Source organism: Methyloprofundus sedimenti, from assembly GCF_002072955.1.
GTDB lineage: Bacteria > Pseudomonadota > Gammaproteobacteria > Methylococcales > Methylomonadaceae > Methyloprofundus > Methyloprofundus sedimenti.
Genome location: NZ_LPUF01000001.1, coordinates 1,087,049 through 1,107,985 on the forward strand (window position 1 = coordinate 1,087,049; position 20,937 = coordinate 1,107,985).

At 42.7% G+C, this 20,937-nt stretch carries 20 protein-coding genes; 8 read left to right on the top strand and 12 right to left on the bottom strand.

Translation table 11 applies throughout. From position 1 onward, the window contains the following. Positions 1-236: 236 nt before the first annotated feature. From AU255_RS04845 to AU255_RS04855, 3 genes are read left to right on the top strand one after another with little or no spacing between them, the layout of a single operon-like run. Positions 237-1,454 carry a type II secretion system F family protein gene (locus AU255_RS04845; RefSeq protein ID WP_080521825.1) on the top strand — a complete coding sequence of 406 codons (1,218 nt, stop codon included), beginning with the start codon at positions 237-239 and terminating at the stop codon, positions 1,452-1,454. Continuing rightward, on the top strand, positions 1,451-2,026 hold the full coding sequence (locus tag AU255_RS04850) for a hypothetical protein (RefSeq protein WP_080521826.1): 576 nt from the start codon (positions 1,451-1,453) through the stop codon (positions 2,024-2,026). Before AU255_RS04845 ends, AU255_RS04850 begins: the two co-directional genes overlap by 4 nt. A 12-nt stretch (positions 2,027-2,038) precedes the next feature. Continuing rightward, positions 2,039-4,414, top strand: coding sequence for a DUF3438 family protein (locus AU255_RS04855; protein ID WP_158083056.1), 2,376 nt, complete (start codon positions 2,039-2,041; stop codon positions 4,412-4,414). A gap of 588 nt (positions 4,415-5,002) precedes the next feature. Here AU255_RS04855 and AU255_RS04860 read toward each other — a convergent pair. From AU255_RS04860 to moaC, 5 genes are all read right to left on the bottom strand, one after another. Beyond that, complete coding sequence (locus AU255_RS04860; protein ID WP_080521828.1) at positions 5,003-5,566, bottom strand: hypothetical protein; 564 nt, start codon at positions 5,564-5,566, stop codon at positions 5,003-5,005. A gap of 366 nt (positions 5,567-5,932) precedes the next feature. Continuing rightward, positions 5,933-6,598: a multicopper oxidase domain-containing protein gene (locus tag AU255_RS04865; RefSeq protein ID WP_080521829.1), complete on the bottom strand. Its 666-nt coding sequence runs from the start codon at positions 6,596-6,598 to the stop codon at positions 5,933-5,935. Beyond that, positions 6,595-8,250 (bottom strand): multicopper oxidase domain-containing protein, encoded by a 1,656-nt coding sequence (locus AU255_RS04870; RefSeq protein WP_080521830.1) that lies wholly within the window; start codon positions 8,248-8,250, stop codon positions 6,595-6,597. The genes AU255_RS04865 and AU255_RS04870 overlap by 4 nt, the downstream gene beginning before the upstream one ends. Before the next feature lie 691 nt (positions 8,251-8,941). Next, a complete protein-coding gene (locus tag AU255_RS04875) occupies positions 8,942-9,637 on the bottom strand; it encodes an ABC transporter permease (protein ID WP_080521831.1) in 696 nt (231 codons plus the stop codon). Between the two features lie 4 nt (positions 9,638-9,641). Next, positions 9,642-10,127: a cyclic pyranopterin monophosphate synthase MoaC gene (gene moaC, locus AU255_RS04880; RefSeq protein ID WP_080521832.1), complete on the bottom strand. Its 486-nt coding sequence runs from the start codon at positions 10,125-10,127 to the stop codon at positions 9,642-9,644. Positions 10,128-10,201: 74 nt separating this feature from the next. Here moaC and AU255_RS04885 point away from each other — a divergent pair, with 74 nt between their 5' ends. Both AU255_RS04885 and AU255_RS04890 read left to right on the top strand, forming a co-directional pair. Further along, entirely contained in the window at positions 10,202-10,435 is a 234-nt protein-coding gene (locus AU255_RS04885; protein ID WP_080523285.1) for a MoaD/ThiS family protein, read from the top strand. A 1-nt stretch (position 10,436) separates the two neighbouring features. After that, a complete protein-coding gene (locus AU255_RS04890; protein ID WP_080521833.1) occupies positions 10,437-10,877 on the top strand; it encodes a molybdenum cofactor biosynthesis protein MoaE in 441 nt (146 codons plus the stop codon). Between the two features lie 136 nt (positions 10,878-11,013). On the opposite strand, the gene ppa is transcribed toward AU255_RS04890, so the two are convergent. Beyond that, entirely contained in the window at positions 11,014-11,562 is a 549-nt protein-coding gene (gene ppa / locus AU255_RS04895; RefSeq protein ID WP_080521834.1) for an inorganic diphosphatase, read from the bottom strand. A gap of 127 nt (positions 11,563-11,689) precedes the next feature. Between ppa and AU255_RS04900 the strand changes: the two genes are divergently transcribed. Together AU255_RS04900 and def are read left to right on the top strand one after the other, a co-directional pair. Continuing rightward, positions 11,690-12,484 (top strand): DUF2797 domain-containing protein, encoded by a 795-nt coding sequence (locus AU255_RS04900; RefSeq protein WP_080521835.1) that lies wholly within the window; start codon positions 11,690-11,692, stop codon positions 12,482-12,484. Beyond that, positions 12,481-13,014 carry a peptide deformylase gene (def, locus tag AU255_RS04905; protein ID WP_080521836.1) on the top strand — a complete coding sequence of 178 codons (534 nt, stop codon included), beginning with the start codon at positions 12,481-12,483 and terminating at the stop codon, positions 13,012-13,014. The genes AU255_RS04900 and def overlap by 4 nt, the downstream gene beginning before the upstream one ends. A 430-nt stretch (positions 13,015-13,444) precedes the next feature. Here the strand turns inward: def and AU255_RS04915 are convergent, their stop codons facing one another. From AU255_RS04915 to AU255_RS04940, 6 genes are all read right to left on the bottom strand, one after another. Further along, complete coding sequence (locus AU255_RS04915) at positions 13,445-13,819, bottom strand: SpoIIAA family protein (protein WP_080521838.1); 375 nt, start codon at positions 13,817-13,819, stop codon at positions 13,445-13,447. A 420-nt stretch (positions 13,820-14,239) separates the two neighbouring features. Then, positions 14,240-15,523 (bottom strand): DEAD/DEAH box helicase, encoded by a 1,284-nt coding sequence (locus AU255_RS04920; RefSeq protein WP_080521839.1) that lies wholly within the window; start codon positions 15,521-15,523, stop codon positions 14,240-14,242. 432 nt (positions 15,524-15,955) lie between these two features. Further along, complete coding sequence (locus AU255_RS04925; RefSeq protein WP_080521840.1) at positions 15,956-16,165, bottom strand: dodecin; 210 nt, start codon at positions 16,163-16,165, stop codon at positions 15,956-15,958. A 149-nt stretch (positions 16,166-16,314) separates the two neighbouring features. Then, the gene (locus AU255_RS04930; protein ID WP_080521841.1) at positions 16,315-16,545 is read right to left on the bottom strand and encodes a hypothetical protein; all 231 of its coding nucleotides are present in this window, start codon (positions 16,543-16,545) and stop codon (positions 16,315-16,317) included. A 150-nt stretch (positions 16,546-16,695) separates the two neighbouring features. After that, positions 16,696-18,924, bottom strand: a complete 2,229-nt coding sequence (locus AU255_RS04935; protein ID WP_080521842.1) for a HEAT repeat domain-containing protein — start codon at positions 18,922-18,924, stop codon at positions 16,696-16,698. Positions 18,925-19,087: 163 nt separating this feature from the next. Next, on the bottom strand, positions 19,088-20,071 hold the full coding sequence (locus tag AU255_RS04940; RefSeq protein ID WP_080521843.1) for an NAD(P)H-quinone oxidoreductase: 984 nt from the start codon (positions 20,069-20,071) through the stop codon (positions 19,088-19,090). 74 nt (positions 20,072-20,145) lie between these two features. Here AU255_RS04940 and AU255_RS20030 point away from each other — a divergent pair, with 74 nt between their 5' ends. Beyond that, positions 20,146-20,304, top strand: a complete 159-nt coding sequence (locus tag AU255_RS20030; RefSeq protein ID WP_158083057.1) for a hypothetical protein — start codon at positions 20,146-20,148, stop codon at positions 20,302-20,304. The last annotated feature ends 633 nt before the right edge of the window (positions 20,305-20,937 follow it).

The window sequence follows — 20,937 nt, forward strand, 5'->3', positions numbered from 1 at the left end:
CGTCACGAAACGCAGAGCGTTTCTTCATGCATTCCCACGCAGAGCGTGGGAACGAGGGATGTAGGTGGCATTGTCGTGGTAGCCCGGAAATTGGGGTGGGTAGTGAGTGACGCTGTGCGTCACGAAACGCAGAGCGTTTCCTTATGCATTCCCACGCAGAGCGTGGGAACGAGGGGTTTATAGCGCGTGGGAAGGAAGGGTTTATTTTGCGCAGGTGAGAGTGAGGGGGGTTCTCGATGACAATTTTTAGCTATACCGCTCGGGATCGTAGCGGTCAGCAGACGAGTGATGTGGTGGACAGTGTTTCGCGGGATGCGGCGATTATGCAGTTGCGTGGTGAAGGTTTGCTGGTTTTACAGATTAATGAGCTGAAAAAAAATAAAGATGAGGAGTCTTATAGTTTAAATCCCCTGGATTACCGTTCAATCAGGTCTCTGGATATAGAGAATGCCTTTCATCAGATTGCGGTGATGTTGCGCAGCGGTGTGAGTTTGATGGATGCCGTGGAGTTGATACGCAAACATTCACGTATAGGTGTGCGTAAGGTATGGGTGAAGATTGCTGAGCGAATTCAGCAAGGCGGTGCGCTTACCGATGCCTTAATAGAACAGGATCTGTTTTCTAATTTGACCATTCAATTAGTCAAGGTGGGAGAGCAAACCGGGCATATGAGTACCGTTATGGATCAGGCGGCTAAAGAGATGGCTTCGACGCGGCGTTTAAAAAAACAGATTACTTCGGCTTTGAAGTATCCGGTGTTTACCTTGCTGTTTGCTATTGGTCTGGTGGTGTTTATGCTGACCAGTATCGTACCGGAGATCAAGAAGTTATTGTTGATTATGGGGAAACCGATGCCACCCATTACTCAGGCATTGATCGATATATCCGACTGGTTTGTTCAGAATGCGATATTTATGGGTATTTTTGCCGTGGTGTTTGTCGTGGTTTTTGTACTGTTGTATCACTGGCCGCCTTCACGCTGGTGGGTGGACCGGTTTTCTTTGAGAATTCCATTGATCGGGCATGTTTTACGGCTATCAGGAACGGTGCTTTTCTGCCGGGCGATGGGGCTGTTACTCAGCAGTGGTGTATTGATTGTGGATGCTTTAAAGACCATGGAGCAGTTGCACGGTAATAAATTTATGGCCAGTCATGTCGCTTTTGCACATAGCCGGGTACTGCAGGGTTCTTCTTTGGCTGAGCCTTTAGCTGAGAAGGCTCGGTATACGGATCTGGTGTTGCAAATGATTCGAGTTGGTGAGAACTCAGGAACTCTGGATGATATTTTAGTAGAAATGACAGAATATCATAATGAGTTGCTGGAACAGTCTATAGCGAAATTGACGGGAATGATTGCGCCTATGATGACTATATTTGTGGGAGGCATTATTGGCTTTGTCTATGCGGCCTTTTTGGTGGCGATGTTTTCAGCGGCAGGCGGGAGTCCTTCATGAGGTGGTTGGTTTTTGGGTTATTGGGGTTTTGTTCACTGGTGTTTGCTGCACAAAAGCAAGTGCAAGAACAAGCTCCAGAACAAGTACAAGAGCAAGTAAAAAAACAAGTCCCAGGACAAGTACAAGAGGAAGTACAAAAGCAAGTCCCGGAAAAAGTACAGGAGGGCGCGCCAGGAAACAGGGTTTACAGAAAAAGCAGTGGTTTGAATGTAAATAATGTTAATAAGACGGTTAAAGTTTTGCGTGACCCTTCGGCGATGAGTGGCAATTTCAGGCAGGCACTGCGTGGTTTGCAGGGGAAAAGTCCACCTGTAATACAAGGTGTACCAACTGCGGTGGGTGCGAAAAAATTTGAGCTGCCTGAGATTGAGATTGTGGGGCGGGTTTATAGTGAGAATAAGCCTGCTACAGTGGTGCTTAAGGCAAATGGTAAATATCACCATTTTGTAGAAGGTGATCAATTAACCCGGGTGATTGATGATCAATTGGTCACTTTTCATGTACAGGAAATCAACGAGCATAGAGTCCGCTTATTGGTTATGCCTTTTAATAAAATTCTGATTTTTAATTAAGCTATGTGGTCTATGTTCCGTTTGCGTTGTGTCTTATTAATTGTGTGCCTGGCTGTTTTCGGTTCCGCATGGTCGGCTAAAAGAATTAGCAACAAGATTTCCGAGCTTGATTTTCAAGATATTACGGTGGGTGATGCGCTGCGTATTTTGTCCAAGCAATCGGATATGAATATTATTTCCTCTAAGGCGGCAGCGGAAATACAGATGACCATGTATTTACGTAATATACAGCCGATGGCCGTGCTGGAGGCGATGGCGAAAACGTATAATCTATGGTATGAGAAAGATAAAAAATCCGGGGTTATTCGGGTTTATACCGTTAAAGAATTCCGTCTGGGTAATGTCGACTATCGAAACGAGCGTACCGAAGTGTTTACTTTTAAGCATCAGCGTACTTCGCTGGACTTCGGCTATATGATTCAGGATTTATTTGGCTACGGGCGGGTAATGCTAAGTCAGGGCGCTGATGAAAATGAAGTGATTAATGATCTGTATGAGCGCCTGGAGCGCTTCGATATTATTGCCAGCAATACTTATAATCAAACTGATAATAGTAATTCTAATGGCTTTGGGATTAGTAGTTCGGGGGGGGGTAACAATAATAGCCAGAATGGCAATAACAACAGCAATAATAATAGCCGGAATGGCAACAATAACAATAATAGCCAGAATGGAAATAATAATAACCGCAATGGCAACTATAATAACCGCAATAGCAATAACCGCAATGGAAACGGGCAAAACAATGGCATGTTTTTAGGCCGTAATCAGGCATTTGATGCCTTGGAACAGTTGCCGAAAAATGAGACTGATGCGATGTTGACCGGCTCGCATATAGGCTCTACAGCGTCCATGAATGAGTTGATTGAGCATGTTTCGCCGATTTATGTAACCTTGATTCGTCGCCAAAACCGTGTGTTAGTGCGTACCCGTGATAAAGACGCCATGCAGGAAATTCAAATTTTATTCAAGAAATTGAATATTAATATGGCGACATTAATGCTTGAAGTGAAGGTGCTGGAGCTGATTTTAAATGATGGTTATGAATCAAGTTTTGATTTTACGATTAATTCAGGGGATTTTCAGGTAACCAAGGCATCCAGCGAGAATTTTATTACAGCAGCGAGTAATGTCTCTGATCTGGTCCGCACCGGACTGGGTGATCCCTCTATGGTTGCGGCGGTGGTCAGTAAAAACTTCAAGGCGCGTTTAAAACTGCTGGAGGAGGAAGGTCGGGTGACAGCGCTGGCGACTCCGATGATTACCACTTCCAATCAGGAGGTCAGCCGGATATTTATAGGTGAGGAACGGCCGATTACCACGAGTCTCAGTGTGACTTGTCCTGCGATAGCAACGCAGTCTGGAGTGCTTGGCGGTGGCATTTCGCAGAGTGTTTGTATTCAAGCCCCTGATACTGAAATTCGACCGATTGGTAAAACCTTGTTATTAACACCGAATATCAGTGCGGATGGTACGGTGGATATTCGCCTGTTGGTTGAAGACTCCAGGGTTTGTGAAGGTTGTGGCAATATCCCCAATGCTGATGGAAGAGGGACACTAACGAATTACAAGGTAGATACGGTACAGGCGCAGACTTTTTCTGGTGATATTGTCGCGGAAAATGCACAGATGATTGCTGTCGGTGGTTTGATTAATGAGCGCTCTGAAGATATAGAGAAAAAAGTCCCGGTATTGGGCGATATTCCTTATTTAGGTTTTTTCTTTAACGATATTCAGAGGGTGCGCAGACGTACTGAAATGGTGATTTTGATTCGTCCTTATGTGATGAATAATAAAGAGGATGATATTGATGTGAATCAGGCCTGGCTGGAGGCGAATAGCATTCATCCCAGTGCGGATAATCTTAATCATCTGGATATGTACAAGAACAACCAGCATCTGGATAAAGGCTATGAGTTACAACCGGATTATAAGGTGTACCCCCTGCAAGATGAATTTGACAGTTATCATGGCAAAGGTGCAGGTGCCAAGGTGCCTAAAGTTGCTGAGCCCGAGCAGGCTACTTTTATGCAGTTGACCGAATATGCGGCCAGAACAGTACGTCTGCCAGACTCAAAGCATGAGAAGGTTGCAGGAATTCAGGCGGTGCAAGTGCCTGGTGCGTATCAACTTGCTGAGGTGTTTTATGATTTGCGTCTTACAGCCGCTCCTGTTGCGAGTTGGCGGAAAGGAGGCGTTTATGTGACGGCTGTTGAGGTGCGTAATTTGTCAAATGAGACGGTTACGATTGATTATCAGCACCTGAAAGGCAACTGGCTGGCATCGACGATTGAAGAGGAGAAAGTCGCACCGCGGAAAGATTTTGGCGATATGACATATTTGTATCTGCTTTCGTCCAAGCCTTTTGAGCAGGCGTTAGAGTACTAGGGTAGGGCTCTCGTTGCGGTCTTGCATGCTGGGGCGAGTGTAAGAGTTTAACTTTAACGGAATGCGCTTGAGGGATGGCACAGCGAGCGCAAGAGACGCTAGCATGATAAAAAAGTCGCTAAGCCTGTAACCTGGAAACTTCAGTTGAGCACGGATTTTGTGGAAAATCTGAGTGTGAAAGACAAGGCACAGCTCGCAGGCAATGGCCGTAGTAGTCCTTGGCAAGAGTTGTATCACAACCGACTTATAAAAGCCCTGATAGCAACAAAGTGCTATGCGGCGTAATTTTACCGGCTCCTGATGATCCATATAGCTGCCAATAAGCATGACCATAGTCGCATGGGAATTTATATATGCTTGCTCAACGTTTCATAACCCAGCGTATTAGTTTTTAATGAATCAAGTTGAGGTGTTGATAAAAAGCCGGTGAGATTCGGAAGGAAAGGTGACTAACTCAGGGTGAGCTTATTTCTAGCTTAGAAAATTTTTATGAAACTCTGTTTTAATCGGTGAATTAAAAGGTATTGGGGACACTTTTTAAAGCGCCCCCAATACTCCATATTAATAAACTAAAGTATATTTAATAGACTATTCTTCTTCGTCTTCGACTACCAGTTCATATCCTTTAGCTTCTAACTCTCTTACAGCAGTGGCAAAGCTATCTTCTGCAGCAGCATCATCAGCAGCAAAAGAATTAGGATGAAAAGGTAGAGGAACAACTCCGTGTGTAATCATTGAGCAATATGCTACTGGTCTGTCGCTGTGACGAGGTATATAAGATCTTCCTGATGGTGAGACATTTAAGTAAACTTCTGCTCTGCACGCAGCACCAGTAACATTAAGATATTCTTCATCAACAGCAAGTAGTTTTACTAGAGTAACAAAGTGGTCACTACCAGGGAAACTAAAGGTGAATTTTTTATGATACTTTAAGCCGCAAAATTCGACTTTTCTAGCCCACACCTTCTTGTATTTAGCTCCATCAGGTTTGTCCCCTATTATAACCGCAAGATCATGACCATGATTCGGTATTAAGTAATATCCAACACCGTCAAGCTCGCAACCTTGATCAATTGATTGTGCCTGTGCTGCACTCATTACTGCAAACATTGAAATTGCTGCAATAACACTTATAAAATAATTATTTTTCATAATTGTAGTCCTTGTTTATTTTGGAATGACTTCATCCTTAAAAAGAAATAACACTCGGAAGTCCTTAATTGTTTTCCGCTTTTAAATTATATACCTAACATCTAAAATGGGAAGTTTTTTTAGGGAATAATTGAAAAAATAATTAATAAATGGGTTATCTGGCCTATTTTTCTGCAAATTATGAAAATAGCGCCAAGGCGAAGTGCGTTGTTTAAACCCTGAAATGAAGACGGCGAGATCATTCGTCAAATTGAAATACGCTAGCAATGCAAGAAAGAAGTGTGTTGTATTCTGTAGGTGCACGGGTCGTGCACCTATTTTTTCATTTCAGGGAATTAAATAGTGCTCTTAGTATTCTAATTCTACCTAGGAATCGGCATCTTGCTTTACATGCGTAGTAAATAAAATACCCTGTAGTTTTATCAACATAATGCCAATAATAATACTGGAAATTAAAATAATCCAGGTGTAATGGGTGTTGTCAATAGGATACAGGTCAGGTGTCAAAGGTGCTGTCAAGCCTAAAATACTATCTAAGTTTCCAGACCCTTTTCCTACTTTTAGCTGGGCTTTCATGCCTTTTTCTGTATGTTGGGAGACTTCACAGTGGATGTAATAGGTATAGTCACGGCTGGGTACGATAAACGAGCCGGTTTTTTGACCTTTGCCGTAAAGTTCAATGGTGAACATGCCTTTGGGGTACATGTACCCTGGCAGACCATGAATCATAAATTGATGGCGTATATCATCTTCGTTGATAAAAGTGACATTAACACGGGCACAGGGGGGGACTTGCCAGTCGCGCTGATCATAAGTAAACATTTTGCCCGCAAAGTCCTGGGCAAATTTTTTCCCACCACGAATAGTGATATTGACATCCTCGGAGATTGCCGGGCAATCTTTGGGTAAGTTATCCGGGTTATTATTCATAATCATGCTTTTCTCATCCATGATCATGCCACCATGATTCATTGCAGCAAAAACAGGCATGGTTAAAACCAAAGAACATACCAGTAATGTTATCTTTTTCATGAGTCAGCCCTGTTTAATCCACGAATAATAAATACCGTTAGCCCGATTGCAAGGCCCGCTAATAATCCAAATAAAATAATACGCAGGTAATCCGGAGCAAGTTCACCCGCTTCAAGTTTTCCCCAGAGTGGACGTTGTTTGGCATAATAGCTATTAGTCAGCACATCATCTAAAGCATCGTCGCGTAAAACGGATGGCATACCCTGCTTGTTGAGCAAGCTTTCATAAACCAGTAAGGCTATATTTCCGCCAGGGCTCATGCCATCATTGGCAACGCCCATTTCCACATGATCATGAAACAGCCAGACGCCTTCGCCATAGCTGTGCAAGCCATCATTAGTCGTTTGCAGGTTTAAGTCAATGCGCTGCGCAGCGGCTAAGTCATAAACATCACGGGTAATTTGAGCGGCAGGATTCTGTGCCACACCATCATAATCAGTAATGGTCGCTTTATGACCATGTATATGTACCGCAATATTGCTGTGCTGGGTATTAGCGATACGTAGTTTAATATTTTCGTCTGGTTTGGCAATGATCAGAGCATCACGCAAGGTGAAAGGGAAAGAGTGGCCATTGAGCATAAAGTAATTTTCTCTGGACTCACTCATATTATAAACGCGGTGCATTTGCTTGGAAATTACACGTATATCATTAGATTCTTGTATGCTTTTTGCCAGGTTTTTATCTATTGACTGATAATGCAGATCGTATTCGCGGTCAAATTTTTGCTTAATTGCGACTGAAGAATGGCGCACATGTCCCGCGCCTACATTAAAGGTTTGTACCCAGTTGTTGGGCTTGTTTTCTTCAACCACAAACATGCCATTTAAGCCCATCATTAAATGTTTATCAGTTTGCACATGGCAATGATAGAGCATGGTTCCCGCATGGCGCGGCTGTAGTTCATAGGTACGGGTAGAGCCAGGCATAACGGGCTTTTCGCCGGTAACCGGTACGCCATCATTATCGCCTCCTGTGGGTGTTTTAAATGCATGATCGACACCATGAAAGTGCAGAGTATGCGGAAAATAATGCGTATTTTCCAGCGTGATGTATACCTTGTCGCCTTGTTCTACGCGTATCACTGGAGAGGGTGCGCGTAAAATCGCATTGGCTTGATTTGAGCGGAAATTTTTCACACTCATGCCGCGTAATTTAGGTGAAAATGCCCACATGCCTGGTTGAATACCAGGTGCAATTTCATAAGTGGGAAAAACGCCGGGACTGTCAGGCGTCGCGCCGTTTAATTCAATGACTTCGAGTTTTATGCGGATAATATCCGGGTCGCCATCGCCATCTAAATCATCACTTTTGGTTAAGGCATCTTCAGCAATACGACTATGCATGATGGTAGGCATGGAAGCATTGTTCATTCCTTTGACAAAGGCTGCAATATTATACGGGTTGTCCGGTTCGCAAAGCAGGGATTCATCTATTTCAACACCATCAATCACTTGTGCCGCGCGCCATTCGGGGTGCTCGTCTTCACATGCTTTGTAGACCTTCAGCGGCTGACTTAGCTGGGGTTGTTGTCCCGCTGGTAAGTCAATGCCTGCTGCGCGCTGAAAAAAAGCAGGTCGCAGCCATGCACTTAAGACAATCAGAGCAACGACAACAGGAATAAGACGGTAATAGAAAATTTTGTTGTGCATATAGTAAGGATGGCAGAAAAAATTTGGTGGTTAAAAAGCTGATATTGAAGCATCCTTGCCATTTAACCTAGAAACCGCAGTTGACCGCTATAAAACATTATAAGTGACTGAATATAAAATATAATGATCGTAAATGCTTGTCACCTGTTGGGTGACTATACTCCGCTTTACGGTTTTGTGGATAAATCTGAGCACGAAATACTGCGTTACAGCTCTTGCCAAGGGCTACGGCCATTGCCTGCGAGCTGTGCCTTGTCTTTCACACTCAGATTTTCCACAAAATCCGTACTCAACTGCGGTTTCTAGGTTCAATGACTTTTCCAAGGCAATATAATCAAACGTTTATAATAGCATAATTTTATAGAGGGACGTTTTCTGGTTCGCTGAGTACATATCTATATGAATTACCATGCAAAGCAATAAAAAACGTAACCCAACATAGGCTCCAAACGAGGCATTGCTGGGTTACGTTATCTACGCTGCGCTAGATAAGCTAACCCAGCCTAGAGTGTAACATTTTGTTTAATATGGATTTATTCCCTAACTTAATGGCAGTGATGTTTTTAGCAGGAATCTCGTGGGTTAAGCAAAGATTCCTGATAAAAAACTTCGGGAATGACGAGACGCTTAACAAACGGATATTTTAAAATTTATTTTAATATAGCTGTGAGTTGTACGTAATCAGGTGGGTTTATATATGCTTGCCCGGGTTAAGTTGCTGGAGTATGAAATTCACACTAAAAGCGATAATTAATAATACGATGCCCAAGGCCAGGCCGAGTTCAAAATCTCCTTTACTGGTTTCTAGCGCTATTGCAGTAGTCATGGTTCGCGTCGTTCCTTGAATATTACCTCCCAGCATCATGGCGGCTCCCACTTCGCCTATTGCTCGCCCGAAGCCTGTAATAACCGCCGCCAGAATCACATAACGTAATTCTTTTATCAGCGGCAAAAATAACTGGCTTTGGCTGGCTCCCAGTGATTTTAGGGTAGGTAATAAGCGACTATCGGCTGATTGTACTGCGACTACGCACATATTGATAATAATCGGCAATATTAAACTGGCTTGGCCAATAATAACGGCGGGTTCTGAATACAGCAGACCATAATCACCCAATAAACCACGGCGACTGAGTAAACCATAGAAAATCAGGCCTATCATTACCGTTGGCATCGCCATTAAGGTATTCAGTAATTGCAATACCATGCGTTTGCCAATAAAGGTATTTATAGCAATTAATATGCCTACAGGAATTGCGATTAGTGCGGCGAGTGTTGTAGCTATCAGCGCTATTTTTAACGATGTCCAGACAATCAGGTAAATTTCAGGGTCAAACTGCAGCAACAGCTTGATTGCCGCAGTAATGGCATCGGTAAAATAATTCATTTGCTTATGCGGGATCTGAACGTTGCCAGTGCCCTGACTTTCCGCCTGATTTTTGTTGCAGTTGCACTTTGTTAATGCTCATGCCTCGATCAACTGCTTTACACATATCGTAGATGGTCAGTAACGCGATTTGCGTTGCTGTTAATGCTTCCATTTCAACACCGGTCTGGCCATTGGTTTTTACTGTGGCGTGGCAATGAATACGGTTTTTTGCTGTGTCAATTGTGAAATTTACTTCTACATGAGTAATAGGCAGGGGATGGCACAGGGGGATCAAGTCAGCGGTTTTTTTGCTGGCCATAATCCCTGCTATGCGGGCAATGGATAGCACGTCGCCTTTTTTATGTTGGCCGTTTTGAATAAGAGTCAGGGTACCTGGCAGCATTTCGATATAACCAGTGGTGACTGCGCTTCGCTGGGTAATCGCTTTTTGGCCAACATCGACCATATGCGCTTCACCTGATAGGTTGAAATGGGTTAGTTTTGTCATGTTACTTTAGATTTCGATTAATGGCATGTATCATCCGTCTATTATCTATTTTTTTAGTCAATGAGTGAATGGCTGTGAGCATTAAAGTTCGTTATTTTGCAAGTTTAAAAGAAAGTTTAGGTCGCGATAGTGATAATCTGGAATTTGAACAGACTATTAGTGTAGCTGAAGTGTGGGCAAGGGCCGTTCCAGCAAAGGAAATGCCCGTCAATATACTTGCAGCCGTTAATATGCAATATGTGGGTTTAGATCAGCAAGTGGCTGATGAGGACGAAGTTGCATTTTTCCCGCCTGTGACGGGAGGTTAGCATGATTAAGATAGTGTCTGCTGAATTTGATCCTTTTGCCGAGGCTCAAAGCCATCAGAAAAAAAGTGCCTTAACGGGAAAATACGGTGCGACCAGTCTATTTATTGGCACGATGCGTGATTTTAATCAAGGCGACAAGGTGCAGGGTATGACTCTGGAACACTACCCCGGTATGACTGAAAAACAATTGGCTATGGTTGTAGCAGACGCTGAAGAAAAATGGTCATTACTGGATTCACTGGTCATTCATCGTGTTGGTGATGTGTTTACTGATGATGTACTGGTGCTTGTTGTCATCTGGTCTGTGCATCGAGGTGATGCGTTTGATGCCAGTCGGTATATTATGGAACAATTAAAATCGAAAGTGCCTTTCTGGAAAAAAGAGATACTAACCGATGACCAGCATCGCTGGGTGGTAAAAAATACGGATGGGTATTTGTAAGCGATTTTATTTCGGGATTTACTCGTTCACCGGTTCTGCGTGGGAATGCATCCGTAAACGCTCGGCGTTCTGTGATGTAGAACGTCTGCTCATTCATTCCCACGCTGGGCGTGGGAATGAGGTTTGCTGCTGTTATTTAAAATGCAGGTTTTTGTGCTGTGTTGTTGTAACGCTCAATACTTGACGTGATTTCAGCTTCGGCATCTGCAATGCCGAACCAGCCTTCAACCTTAACCCATTTGCCTTTTTCCAGATCTTTGTAATGCTCAAAGAAATGAGAAATTTTATTCAGATCCGCTTCCGGGAAGTCCAGATAGGTTTCAATTTTATTGTAATACTGAGTCAGTTTTTGTACAGGTACAGCCAAAATTTTTGCATCTTCACCTGCTTCATCAGACATTTTCAGTACACCAATCGGGCGGCAACGAATAACACTGCCACTTAGAATAGGGTGTGGTGTTATAACCAATACGTCAACCGGATCACCGTCATCAGATAAAGTGTGTGGAACATAACCATAGTTTGCAGGGTATTGCATCGCTGTACCCATAAAACGGTCTACAGTTAATGCGCCAGTTGCTTTGTCTACTTCATATTTGACAGGGTCACTGTACGCTGGGATTTCAATAATAACATTGATGTCACTAGGGACATCTTTACCAGATTTGACGTTTGTAAATGACATATTGCTTCTCTTAAATATGGAAAATTAATAACTATATAATTATACGCATATTCTTTATACTTTGAGCGTTGATATTTGTTTAATTTTTGATTTTAAGGTGAAGTGAGTGCAGGGAATATTACGTAAGATGAAAACTGAGTTACAACAGCCGGTAAAGTATCATTTGCCGTTGGGTGAGCAGTTAATAGAATTAAACTCCTGTATCGGCAAAGCGATTAAACTGAACTACACAGGCAAGATTTTTTGTGTGCATTGTCAGCGTGCGATAAAAAAAAGTTTTAATCAGGGATTTTGTTACCCGTGTTTTATTACATTGGCACAATGCGATATATGCATAATGAAACCTGAGTTGTGTCATTTCGATGCCGGTACCTGCCGGGAGCCAGAATGGGCGAAGAAGTTTTGTTTTCAACCACATTTTGTTTATTTGGCTAATTCATCAGGCATTAAAGTTGGGATTACTCGACATACCCAGGTGCCAACGCGCTGGATAGATCAGGGAGCGGTGCAAGCACTGCCTATTTTAAGGGTGCAATCACGATATGTTTCAGGCCTGGCGGAGATCATCATTGCTGAGCATGTCAGTGATAAAACCAGTTGGCAACGCATGTTGAAAAATCTGCAAGACCCTGTTGATCTACTGGCAAAGCGTGATGAATTATTGTCTGTTTGTCAGCAGCAACTCGCGGCGATAAAAGAGAAATTTGGTGATCAGGCGATTGAGTTATTGCCTGAAGAAAAAGTCACAGATATTGTATATCCTGTTGAGCAGTATCCCGTTAAAGTAAAATCATTTAATTTAGATAAAGCGCCTGAGGTGGCTGGAGTCTTACTAGGGATTAAAGGGCAGTATTTACTGTTTGATACCGGCGTGATTAATATCCGTAAATTTGCCGGCTATGAAGTGGAGTTTGAGGTATGACCCAGGTAAGAGAAATTGCGCAATTAGGTGCAGGGATTTTGCGTCTGCGTGCAGCAGAAGTGCAGGATGTTAAATCAGCTGAAATGCAGTTTATCGTAAGCGATATGTTTACTACTTTGGCGAGCACTAATGGCGTGGGGATAGCTGCACCACAAATATCCGAGTCATGGCGTATGATGATTATTGCATCCAGACCGTCGGAACGGTATCCCTATGCGCCTGAGATGCAGGCAACGTTAATGGTTAATCCGTGTTTTGAATGTATTAGTGAGCAACAGGAAAAAGATTGGGAAGGTTGTTTAAGTATCCCTGGTGTTCGGGCAAAAGTACCCAGATATACCAATATAAAAGCGACTTATACAAATGCAGAAGGGGAATCGGTTACGCAGATTTTAGACGGTTTTATAGCACGCGTTTTTCAGCATGAATATGATCATCTTGATGGTCTGGTTTATCTGGACAGGGTTGAAAGTAATCGAGATATAATTTCAGAAACGGAATTTGCCAAGTTAATGCAAAAGCAGAATTAGACTAGCTTATTAAGCATTACTTTTTAACTTATTGTTTATGGACATGATAATAAGAGGGTAAAAGGCATGGCAAAAAATATAAACAAGGCCCAGTCTGCCAGAAAATAGAGTCCCGATAACGCACACAAATATTGTTCAAATGCTGTCTGCTTTGCTGATGCCCAGTTTTCGCCAGGTGCGCATACGGTAGCTGTTATTTCTGTTCTACATTCAAGACGAGGAGAGTGATCAGCCAAGATAACGAATCCAGGATCTTGCAAAATATCTGGTTCAGGTATCAATGTCTTCTGTGAGTGATGCTTTTCCCTAACAGCATAACAACCAATTAGACTCAGAAAGGTATTGGTTTTGTTATGCTTCGTTAAAGAATTACAGACGCTCATCCATGATGAGTTTGGTCGGGACGGAATGCATATCCATCTTGAGTGATTTACTGGTATTCACCTGTAATTATCCATTTTTCTGCTGCATCTAACTTATTAAAGGCAAAACGTTTAATATCTGCACTGACAAAGTGACTTGCGATATTTTCAGCAAAACTGCCGATAGCAGAATCTGTTACCAAAGCAATGTGGGACACTTGTTTATGATGTTCCTTGATAAATTTAAAATGGCTTATCAAGGCCGCGAATGAATCCCAACCTGGAAATGACTGCACATGAATTATGATACCTTTTAATTTCCCTGCACTTTCAATATACGGGTCAATAATTTTACTGGCGGCTTTAAAGTCTGCTATAGATAGCTCTCCATCTGGCTGAAGTATTGCAATTCCAGCTACCGCATTTAAGTTTACAGTCAACATTGTTATTCTCCTATATTTAGATCCGAAAATTGAAAATGCTGCGGATCTGGTTACTTTTTGCTAATAAAACTTTCTGATAAGTTACCAAGTTTAACCGTGTTTTTATACCTTATTTTCAAGGTTATGACAGCCAGGGTCGAGGGATTCAATTATACGAATGGGATGCAAAGAAGCATACCGCTTTTCTGGTTCCTGGGTTTCGGTGTCCATGTTGAAATAATACAGTATTTTAAATGCTATTTAATGTCTTGCATGATTTAAACCTAGAAACCGCAGTTGGCTGCTATAAGGCATTTTAAGTGACTGAATATAAAATATAATTTTCGATTTTGGGTGCAGGTCTTCAGCCCGTTTTATAAATTGCAGGTTAAAGAGCTGCGCCCATATTAATGATGATGTAACTGTGTGTCGTGTATTTTCTTATGCCGTTCGAGTTCTATTATTTCTGCCTCTGGGATTGTTACCCTCAGCACTTGCGCCAGAACGTTGACCATCTCTATGACCTACTCTGGGTTTTTTCGGTCTGCTGGGTTTAATAGGGCGGCTGTCTAAACGCGATTCGGGCAAGCTATGAACAGGCTCAAAACCCTCTACCATTTCACGGCCAAGCAGTGATTTAATGAGTCGCTCAATATCAACAAGCTGTTGAAATTCATCGGCACTCACTAATGATACCGCATGCCCCGATGCACCTGCGCGCCCTGTACGACCAATACGATGGACATAGTCTTCGGGTACATTGGGCAAATCAAAATTAACCACTTGTGGTAATTGATCTATATCCAGACCTCGTGCAGCGATATCGGTTGCTACCAGAATCCGGATAAGGCCACTTTTAAAATCGGCCAGGGCTTTGGTTCGTGCGCCCTGGCTTTTATTTCCATGAATCGCCGAGGACTGAATTCCTTCTGTTTCCAGATGGCGGGCTAATTGATTCGCGCCGCGTTTGGTTCGGGTAAAAACCAGCACTTGTTGCCATTGGTTTTGCTTGATCAGCTGAGTGAGTAATTCAGGTTTCTTTTTCTTATCAACTGGATAAATACACTGCTTTACATTTTCTGCAGTGGTAATCAGTGGGCTAACCGAAATTTCAACAGGATTATGTACGATAGTTTTAGCTAACTGACGAATTTCATCAGAAAAAGTAGCCGAAAAGAGCAGGTTTTGGCGTTTTTTAGGCAGTGTCGCTAATATTTTGCGTATATCATGAATAAAGCCCATATCCAGCATACGATCGGCCTCATCCAGTACCAGAATTTCTAATTGCGAAAATCTAACGGCATTTTGGTTATACAGGTCTAATAAGCGTCCTGGTGTCGCGACTAGAATATCCACACCCTGACGCAGGCGCATCATTTGCGGATTAATTTTTACACCGCCAAACACCACCGTAGAACGTAAGGGTAAATGCTTGCCATAGCTATTAATGCTGGCCTCGATTTGCGCGGCTAATTCACGTGTAGGCGTTAATATTAATGCACGTACCTGATTGGCGTTAACGTGTTCACCTGTAGAAAGTAACTCTAGTAAAGGAAGTGTGAATCCTGCTGTTTTACCTGTGCCTGTTTGTGCGGCAGCCATTACATCACGTCCTGCAAGTACTGCAGGTATTGCTTCAAGCTGTATGGGGGAAGGGGTTTGATAGCCTTTTTCGGAAATGGCTTTAAGAATATCTGGGGATAGGTTTAGTGCAGCAAAACTCATGTGTTGTCTCATTTAAGATTGGAATCACTTTTCAGTGTGACAGCTAGTCTACAGGAACTTGCTTATAAGTATGTAATAAATTACACACAGCCAGCTAATTGTATTGCGGCTGCGGGGCACAGGCTTTAGCGAAGTAGAAAGGATTTCTGAAAATAGCGATACTTCGAGCGGTGATGGTTGCGGATTATATAGTGAATAGATTGAGGCGATTGTTATAGCTAAGGCAGCGCGCAATAAATATGCTACCCCATATTGCGCAGGATTTTTGTTTGTCTTCAAGGCTTAGAAATAGGCACATAGTTGGCTACGTAACTATTTCTACAAAGCAGAAGACGGACAAAAAGACTAGCAAGATGGGTGGGGTATTTGTTGCGAGTTTCCTAAGCTGTTGTGCTTTGTTACTTGACCACTACACTACGAATATTTAGTTAATTATGCGCCCAGGGTAAATCCGACCTTAATTGTCACTTGCCAGTGGGCGACTTTGCCATCTTCAATATGGCCGCGGGTTTCGACAACTTCGAACCAGCGCATATTATGAATAGTTTCCGAAGCTTTGGCGACAGCTGTTTCTATTGCTTGTTGAATGCCAACCGTTGATGAGCCCGTTAATTCGATTTTTTTATAAGTATGATCAGTCATGGAGATATCCTTTTAAAGAGTAGCATTTTTTAAGTATATAGGCGCTCAGATTGTTTACCTATATATTAAGCAGCAAGGCTTAATTATTGAAACGACAGTGTAACTTCAAATGAAATAATTTTCCTGTAAAATTTTCGTCTCAAAGTTGACTAATTAGCTGGATAAATGACAATCCAGTCTTGCTGCATATCGAGCACTGTCCAGCCGTTTTTCTGAGCTGCATCAAGTGCCTTGTCCAGTTTGTCTATATGAGAGTCCCTGTCATAGGTATATTTTCGTTGTGCATCGGTATGTTGATTGATCCTCACTGGTTTGTTGGCTTTATCATCAATATAATTGATTTCTGGCAATCTTACCAATACGGGAATCCCATCACGCATTTCCAGTCTGGTTTTGATACTACTTCCGATTACCTGCTCCGGTGGAATAGCATAAACCTCCTCTTTATTTCTTAACAGTGGGATGCGGCTTTAGCCCGCCTTAATAAGGCTTACACGCTAATAATGGCAGGCGAAAGTCCTGCAATGGCCTTAACGCTTATACTGCATAACACTTTCTGCTTTATTACGATATTCAGTGGCTTTAGCCTGATCACCTAACTGCTGATTATAACTAGCTAGAGCCATCAGTATTTCTATATTTCCAGTGTGTTTTTGTAGTGCGCTTTGCAGTATTTTGATCGCCTGTTCAGGATGCTTTTCAGCTGTGGCAACCGCATATACATATTGATAACTCGCGGTATCAGGCTCTAGTTCAGCGGCTTTTTGTAATGCCTGCAGGGCTTTTTCTTTTTCGCCATGTCGCACATACCAAAGCCCTAGCGAGTGATACAAAGCAGCATCTGGAATAACTTTTAAGCCCTGCTGTAATATTGCAAAGGCGGCTTGCTCCTGATTCTGTTGCTGCAAAAAATTAGCATAATTAACATACGCGGGAATAAACTGTACTTGCAAAATCAATGCTTGCTTAAAAGCAGCCTCAGCCTTGGCAAACTGTCCCAACTGGCTGTAAAGTTGCGCTAAGGACAATTGTGCCTCGGGCCGGTCGGCTGCAAATAACAGACTTTGCCGATATTCTTCGCTGACTTTATCAATTAATTCTTGTTGTTGTTTTTCCAGTGAACCGCGTGGTACAGCTGCTAAAATGCGTGCCGCTTCCATACGCACAATTTTAACAGGATCATTTAATGCCGCGAAAATCTGCGCAACTGTATGCTCTAAAGGAAATAATTCCAGTGCCAGTAAAGCCTGTCTACGCACATCCGTATCTTGTGAGCGTAGCATTTGCATAGCTGTCATCAGGGTCTGTCTTGAAGGGTATTCTCCTAGGTGTCCTACGACGGTAGCTTTAGCAATATTTGGCGTCACATTTAACAGTGTTCCGTAAGCCAGCTGTAAAGCATCTGCCTGTTGTTGCTCTAATGCATGGAGTGTCGGGCCAAATTGCTGATAACCTTGCGGTGTTTTTCCATACCATTTTTTAATTGCCTCTGCTGCCCACGGGCTATTTTTATGCTGATGGCAGTTAGTGCAGGCATCAGGTGTTGCTAATTGAGTTGCCAGGTCCGGGCGCGGTATCCGGAAACTATGATCATTACGTGCATCTACCCCCATATATACGGTTGCAGGCATATGACAGGCAATGCAACTAGCTCCGGCAGACTTATCCTGATGAAAATGATGTTTTGAGGTTGCATAATCAGTAGCCAGATGACATTGCAGACAAACCTTATCACTTTCGGCTTTACGTGCCAGTGTATGTGGATTATGACAATCGCTACAGATCACTCCTGCCTGATACATCTTGCTCTGCAAAAATGAAGCATAGACATAGACCTCATCTTTGATTTGACCATCGGGATAATACAGTGGCGCGGTTAATAATGCAGGTAAATAATGATCGCGGAAATTATCTCCCGGAACAAAGTTATCATCCAGTTGTGCGCGGCGCGAATGGCATTTAGCACAGACCTGTATTTCTGCCTGATTTGTAGATGAGCTACCTGATAGTTCTGGTTTACCCGTTTTAGTATTGATTGTCCAGTTTCTGTTTGCGGGTTTGGGCAGATGAACTGTTAATCCATTTACTTGCCTGTCACGTTTGTCTGCTGGCTTTTCTGCCCAGATGATATGTTCAGAGGCTGGGCCATGGCAGGCTTCACAGGAAACATTGATTTCATCCCATGTTGTCGCGTAGCTTTTATCCTGCTCGGAATAATTTTTCTGCAGATGGGTACTGTGACAATCGGCACACATAAAATTCCAGTTTAAATTCGGTCCTGTCCAGTGCAATACATCGCCAGCTTTAATAGCCTCATCAGGATGCAGGCTAAACCAGCGTTGCCCGCCCTGTTCTTTGCTACGACTGTCCCAGGCTATATCAAGCACCTGAATTTTGCCCTTAGGAAATTTAACCATATATTGCTGCAAAGGGTAGATGCCAAAAACGTAGCTAATTTGATAGTCGTGCAGCTTGCCATCCGGGCCATCGGTATTGACCATAAACTGATCCTGATTTTTATAAAAACGACTGCTGATACCTGACTTGCTAAAGGTCGCATTATTAAAATTGCCCAGGACATTTTGTGCATTTGCTTCCTGCATCGCCAGATCATGGTGCGAGTCTTGCCATTGATTATGTTCTTCAAGATGGCAGGACTTGCAAGTTTGCTCCCCGACATACTCCGGGGCCGCAATTACGGCTAAAGGATAAAGAAAACAAAGCGTTATAAGGTAACGTAACAGGGATATTAATTTCATTTTTACCGGTTTAGAAGGATGGTTTTGGCAACAGTCATTTACTAAGGGGTGTGCATTAACTAACTTGAGCAACCTGATTTTTGTAGGTGGGCGCGGCCCGTTGTCATTCACAGGATGAAAAGATTAATTTGCATAGGCCTCAGCGAGAAGAGTGTTATTTATTTTATACCGTCAAGATAATTTTACCTATATGTAGGCTGGTTTCCATTAACGCATGTGCTTTTTCTGCTTCTGCTAAAGGGAAAGTTTGATAAATAACCGGTTTAATCTGACCATTTGTCAATAAAGGCCAGACATTTCTTTTTAATTGCTTAGCAATGTGTGCTTTAAATTCGATACTTCGTGAACGCAGGGTCGAGCCTGTAAGCGTCAGGCGTTTAAGCATAACTGGCAATAAATTAAGCTCAGCTTTGATACCCTTTTGTAGTGCAATCTGTACCAGTCGTGCATCAAAATCCATGCATTTTATATTGCGCGCCAAATAATCCCCGCCGACCATATCCAGAATAACATTAACGCCTTTACCTTGTGTATAGCATTTTATTTCTTCAACAAAATCTTGCTGCTGGTAATTTATCGCTAAATCCGCACCGAGTTCAGTGCAAAACAGGCACTTTTCTTCGCTACCTGCGGTGACTATAACCTTTGCTCCAAAGGCTTTAGCCAATTGAATTGCTGTCGTACCAATGCCACTACTACCGCCATGAACTAACAGCGTTTCGCCAACCTGCAGCTGCAGGCTGGCGCGATCAAAAACATTACTCCAGACAGTAAAATAGGTTTCCGGCAATGCAGCGGCTTGTACAAAGCTCAATGCATCCGGAATGGCTAAACACAGTTGAGCCGAAGCAGTGCAGTATTCTGCATACCCACCGCCGGTGATTAATGCACACACTTTATCGCCAATATTTAAATGGGTAATATTGCTGCCTAATGCGGCAATGGTTCCGGCCACTTCCAAACCTAAAATATCAACAGCACCAGCTGGTGGCGGGTAAAGTCCCTGGCGTTGCATAATGTCGGGACGATTGACACCGGCGGCATGCACTTTAATTAAAACCTCATCGGCTTTTGCGATTGGGATAGGGCGCTGGTCTATTTGCAGGCTGCTACTTATTCCTGAATTAATGATATTTATGGCACGCATTTTTGTTGTGGAAGAGTGAGGCATTAACTTCGAAATTTAGCAGGCTTAATACGATAATTATAAGGATGATCAATATGACCGCATTAAATTCTATAGCAAACTCGACTTCGGGTCGACATGGAGGCGTGGCTGAACTTAAGATTTATGCCAGGAGTGTCATAACAGAAGTATTCAATCATCACGTCCATTCGCTTATTGGCGAGTGGCAATTAGTCTGCCGATCTAAGGTTTAGCTAGCACAAAAAATTACTGTTACCGACAAATCCTTTCCTGATTACCCATAACTCTCAGCTATATTCGCCATCCGATGCTTATAGCGCACTACCTTAAGTTAAGAGATTTTTATTGCAAAGCAATAAAAACGTAACCCAACATAGGCTCCAAACGAGGCATTGTTGGGTTACGTTATCTACGCTTCGCTAGATAAGCTAACCCAACCTACAGTGTAACATTTTGTTTAATATGGATTTATTCCTTAACTTAATGGCGGTGATGCTTGCAGCAGGAATCTCGTGGGTTAAGCAAAGATTCTCGATAAAGCTTGTGCCCAAGCTTGACTGGGTAGACTGCGAAAATGACGAGACGCTTAAATATACTGATATTTTAAAATTTAATTTAATAGGGCTGTGAGTTGTACGTAATCAGGAATCCTTTTTATTTATTATATAGGTAAGATCATTCTGATTAAAGGTGGTGTGATTTATTATGGCAGCGGCGTCTCGTTAAGGAATTTAAACAGGCTAGTACTGGACGCTTAACGGTTGAACAACAGTCTGTTTTCTCCCCGGATTACAATCTACGTATCGGGTAATAGTAACTACGGGTTAGGTTGAACAACAGTCTGTTTTCTCCCCGGATTACAATCC

Bases quoted from the DNA above. Each gene is read 5' to 3' on its own strand.
- AU255_RS04870 (WP_080521830.1), bottom strand. From the start codon at position 8,250: ATGCACAACAAAATTTTCTATTACCGTCTTATTCCTGTTGTCGTTGCT.
- AU255_RS04865 (WP_080521829.1), bottom strand. From the start codon at position 6,598: ATGAAAAAGATAACATTACTGGTATGTTCTTTGGTTTTAACCATGCCT.
- def (WP_080521836.1), top strand. From the start codon at position 12,481: ATGACCCAGGTAAGAGAAATTGCGCAATTAGGTGCAGGGATTTTGCGT.
- AU255_RS04855 (WP_158083056.1), top strand. From the start codon at position 2,039: ATGTTCCGTTTGCGTTGTGTCTTATTAATTGTGTGCCTGGCTGTTTTC.
- moaC (WP_080521832.1), bottom strand. From the start codon at position 10,127: ATGACAAAACTAACCCATTTCAACCTATCAGGTGAAGCGCATATGGTC.
- AU255_RS20030 (WP_158083057.1), top strand. From the start codon at position 20,146: ATGACCGCATTAAATTCTATAGCAAACTCGACTTCGGGTCGACATGGA.
- AU255_RS04915 (WP_080521838.1), bottom strand. From the start codon at position 13,819: ATGTTGACTGTAAACTTAAATGCGGTAGCTGGAATTGCAATACTTCAG.
- AU255_RS04890 (WP_080521833.1), top strand. From the start codon at position 10,437: ATGATTAAGATAGTGTCTGCTGAATTTGATCCTTTTGCCGAGGCTCAA.
- AU255_RS04850 (WP_080521826.1), top strand. From the start codon at position 1,451: ATGAGGTGGTTGGTTTTTGGGTTATTGGGGTTTTGTTCACTGGTGTTT.
- ppa (WP_080521834.1), bottom strand. From the start codon at position 11,562: ATGTCATTTACAAACGTCAAATCTGGTAAAGATGTCCCTAGTGACATC.
- AU255_RS04930 (WP_080521841.1), bottom strand. From the start codon at position 16,545: ATGCGTGATGGGATTCCCGTATTGGTAAGATTGCCAGAAATCAATTAT.
- AU255_RS04935 (WP_080521842.1), bottom strand. From the start codon at position 18,924: ATGAAATTAATATCCCTGTTACGTTACCTTATAACGCTTTGTTTTCTT.
- AU255_RS04920 (WP_080521839.1), bottom strand. From the start codon at position 15,523: ATGAGTTTTGCTGCACTAAACCTATCCCCAGATATTCTTAAAGCCATT.
- AU255_RS04900 (WP_080521835.1), top strand. From the start codon at position 11,690: ATGAAAACTGAGTTACAACAGCCGGTAAAGTATCATTTGCCGTTGGGT.
- AU255_RS04860 (WP_080521828.1), bottom strand. From the start codon at position 5,566: ATGAAAAATAATTATTTTATAAGTGTTATTGCAGCAATTTCAATGTTT.
- AU255_RS04875 (WP_080521831.1), bottom strand. From the start codon at position 9,637: ATGAATTATTTTACCGATGCCATTACTGCGGCAATCAAGCTGTTGCTG.
- AU255_RS04925 (WP_080521840.1), bottom strand. From the start codon at position 16,165: ATGACTGATCATACTTATAAAAAAATCGAATTAACGGGCTCATCAACG.
- AU255_RS04845 (WP_080521825.1), top strand. From the start codon at position 237: ATGACAATTTTTAGCTATACCGCTCGGGATCGTAGCGGTCAGCAGACG.
- AU255_RS04940 (WP_080521843.1), bottom strand. From the start codon at position 20,071: ATGCGTGCCATAAATATCATTAATTCAGGAATAAGTAGCAGCCTGCAA.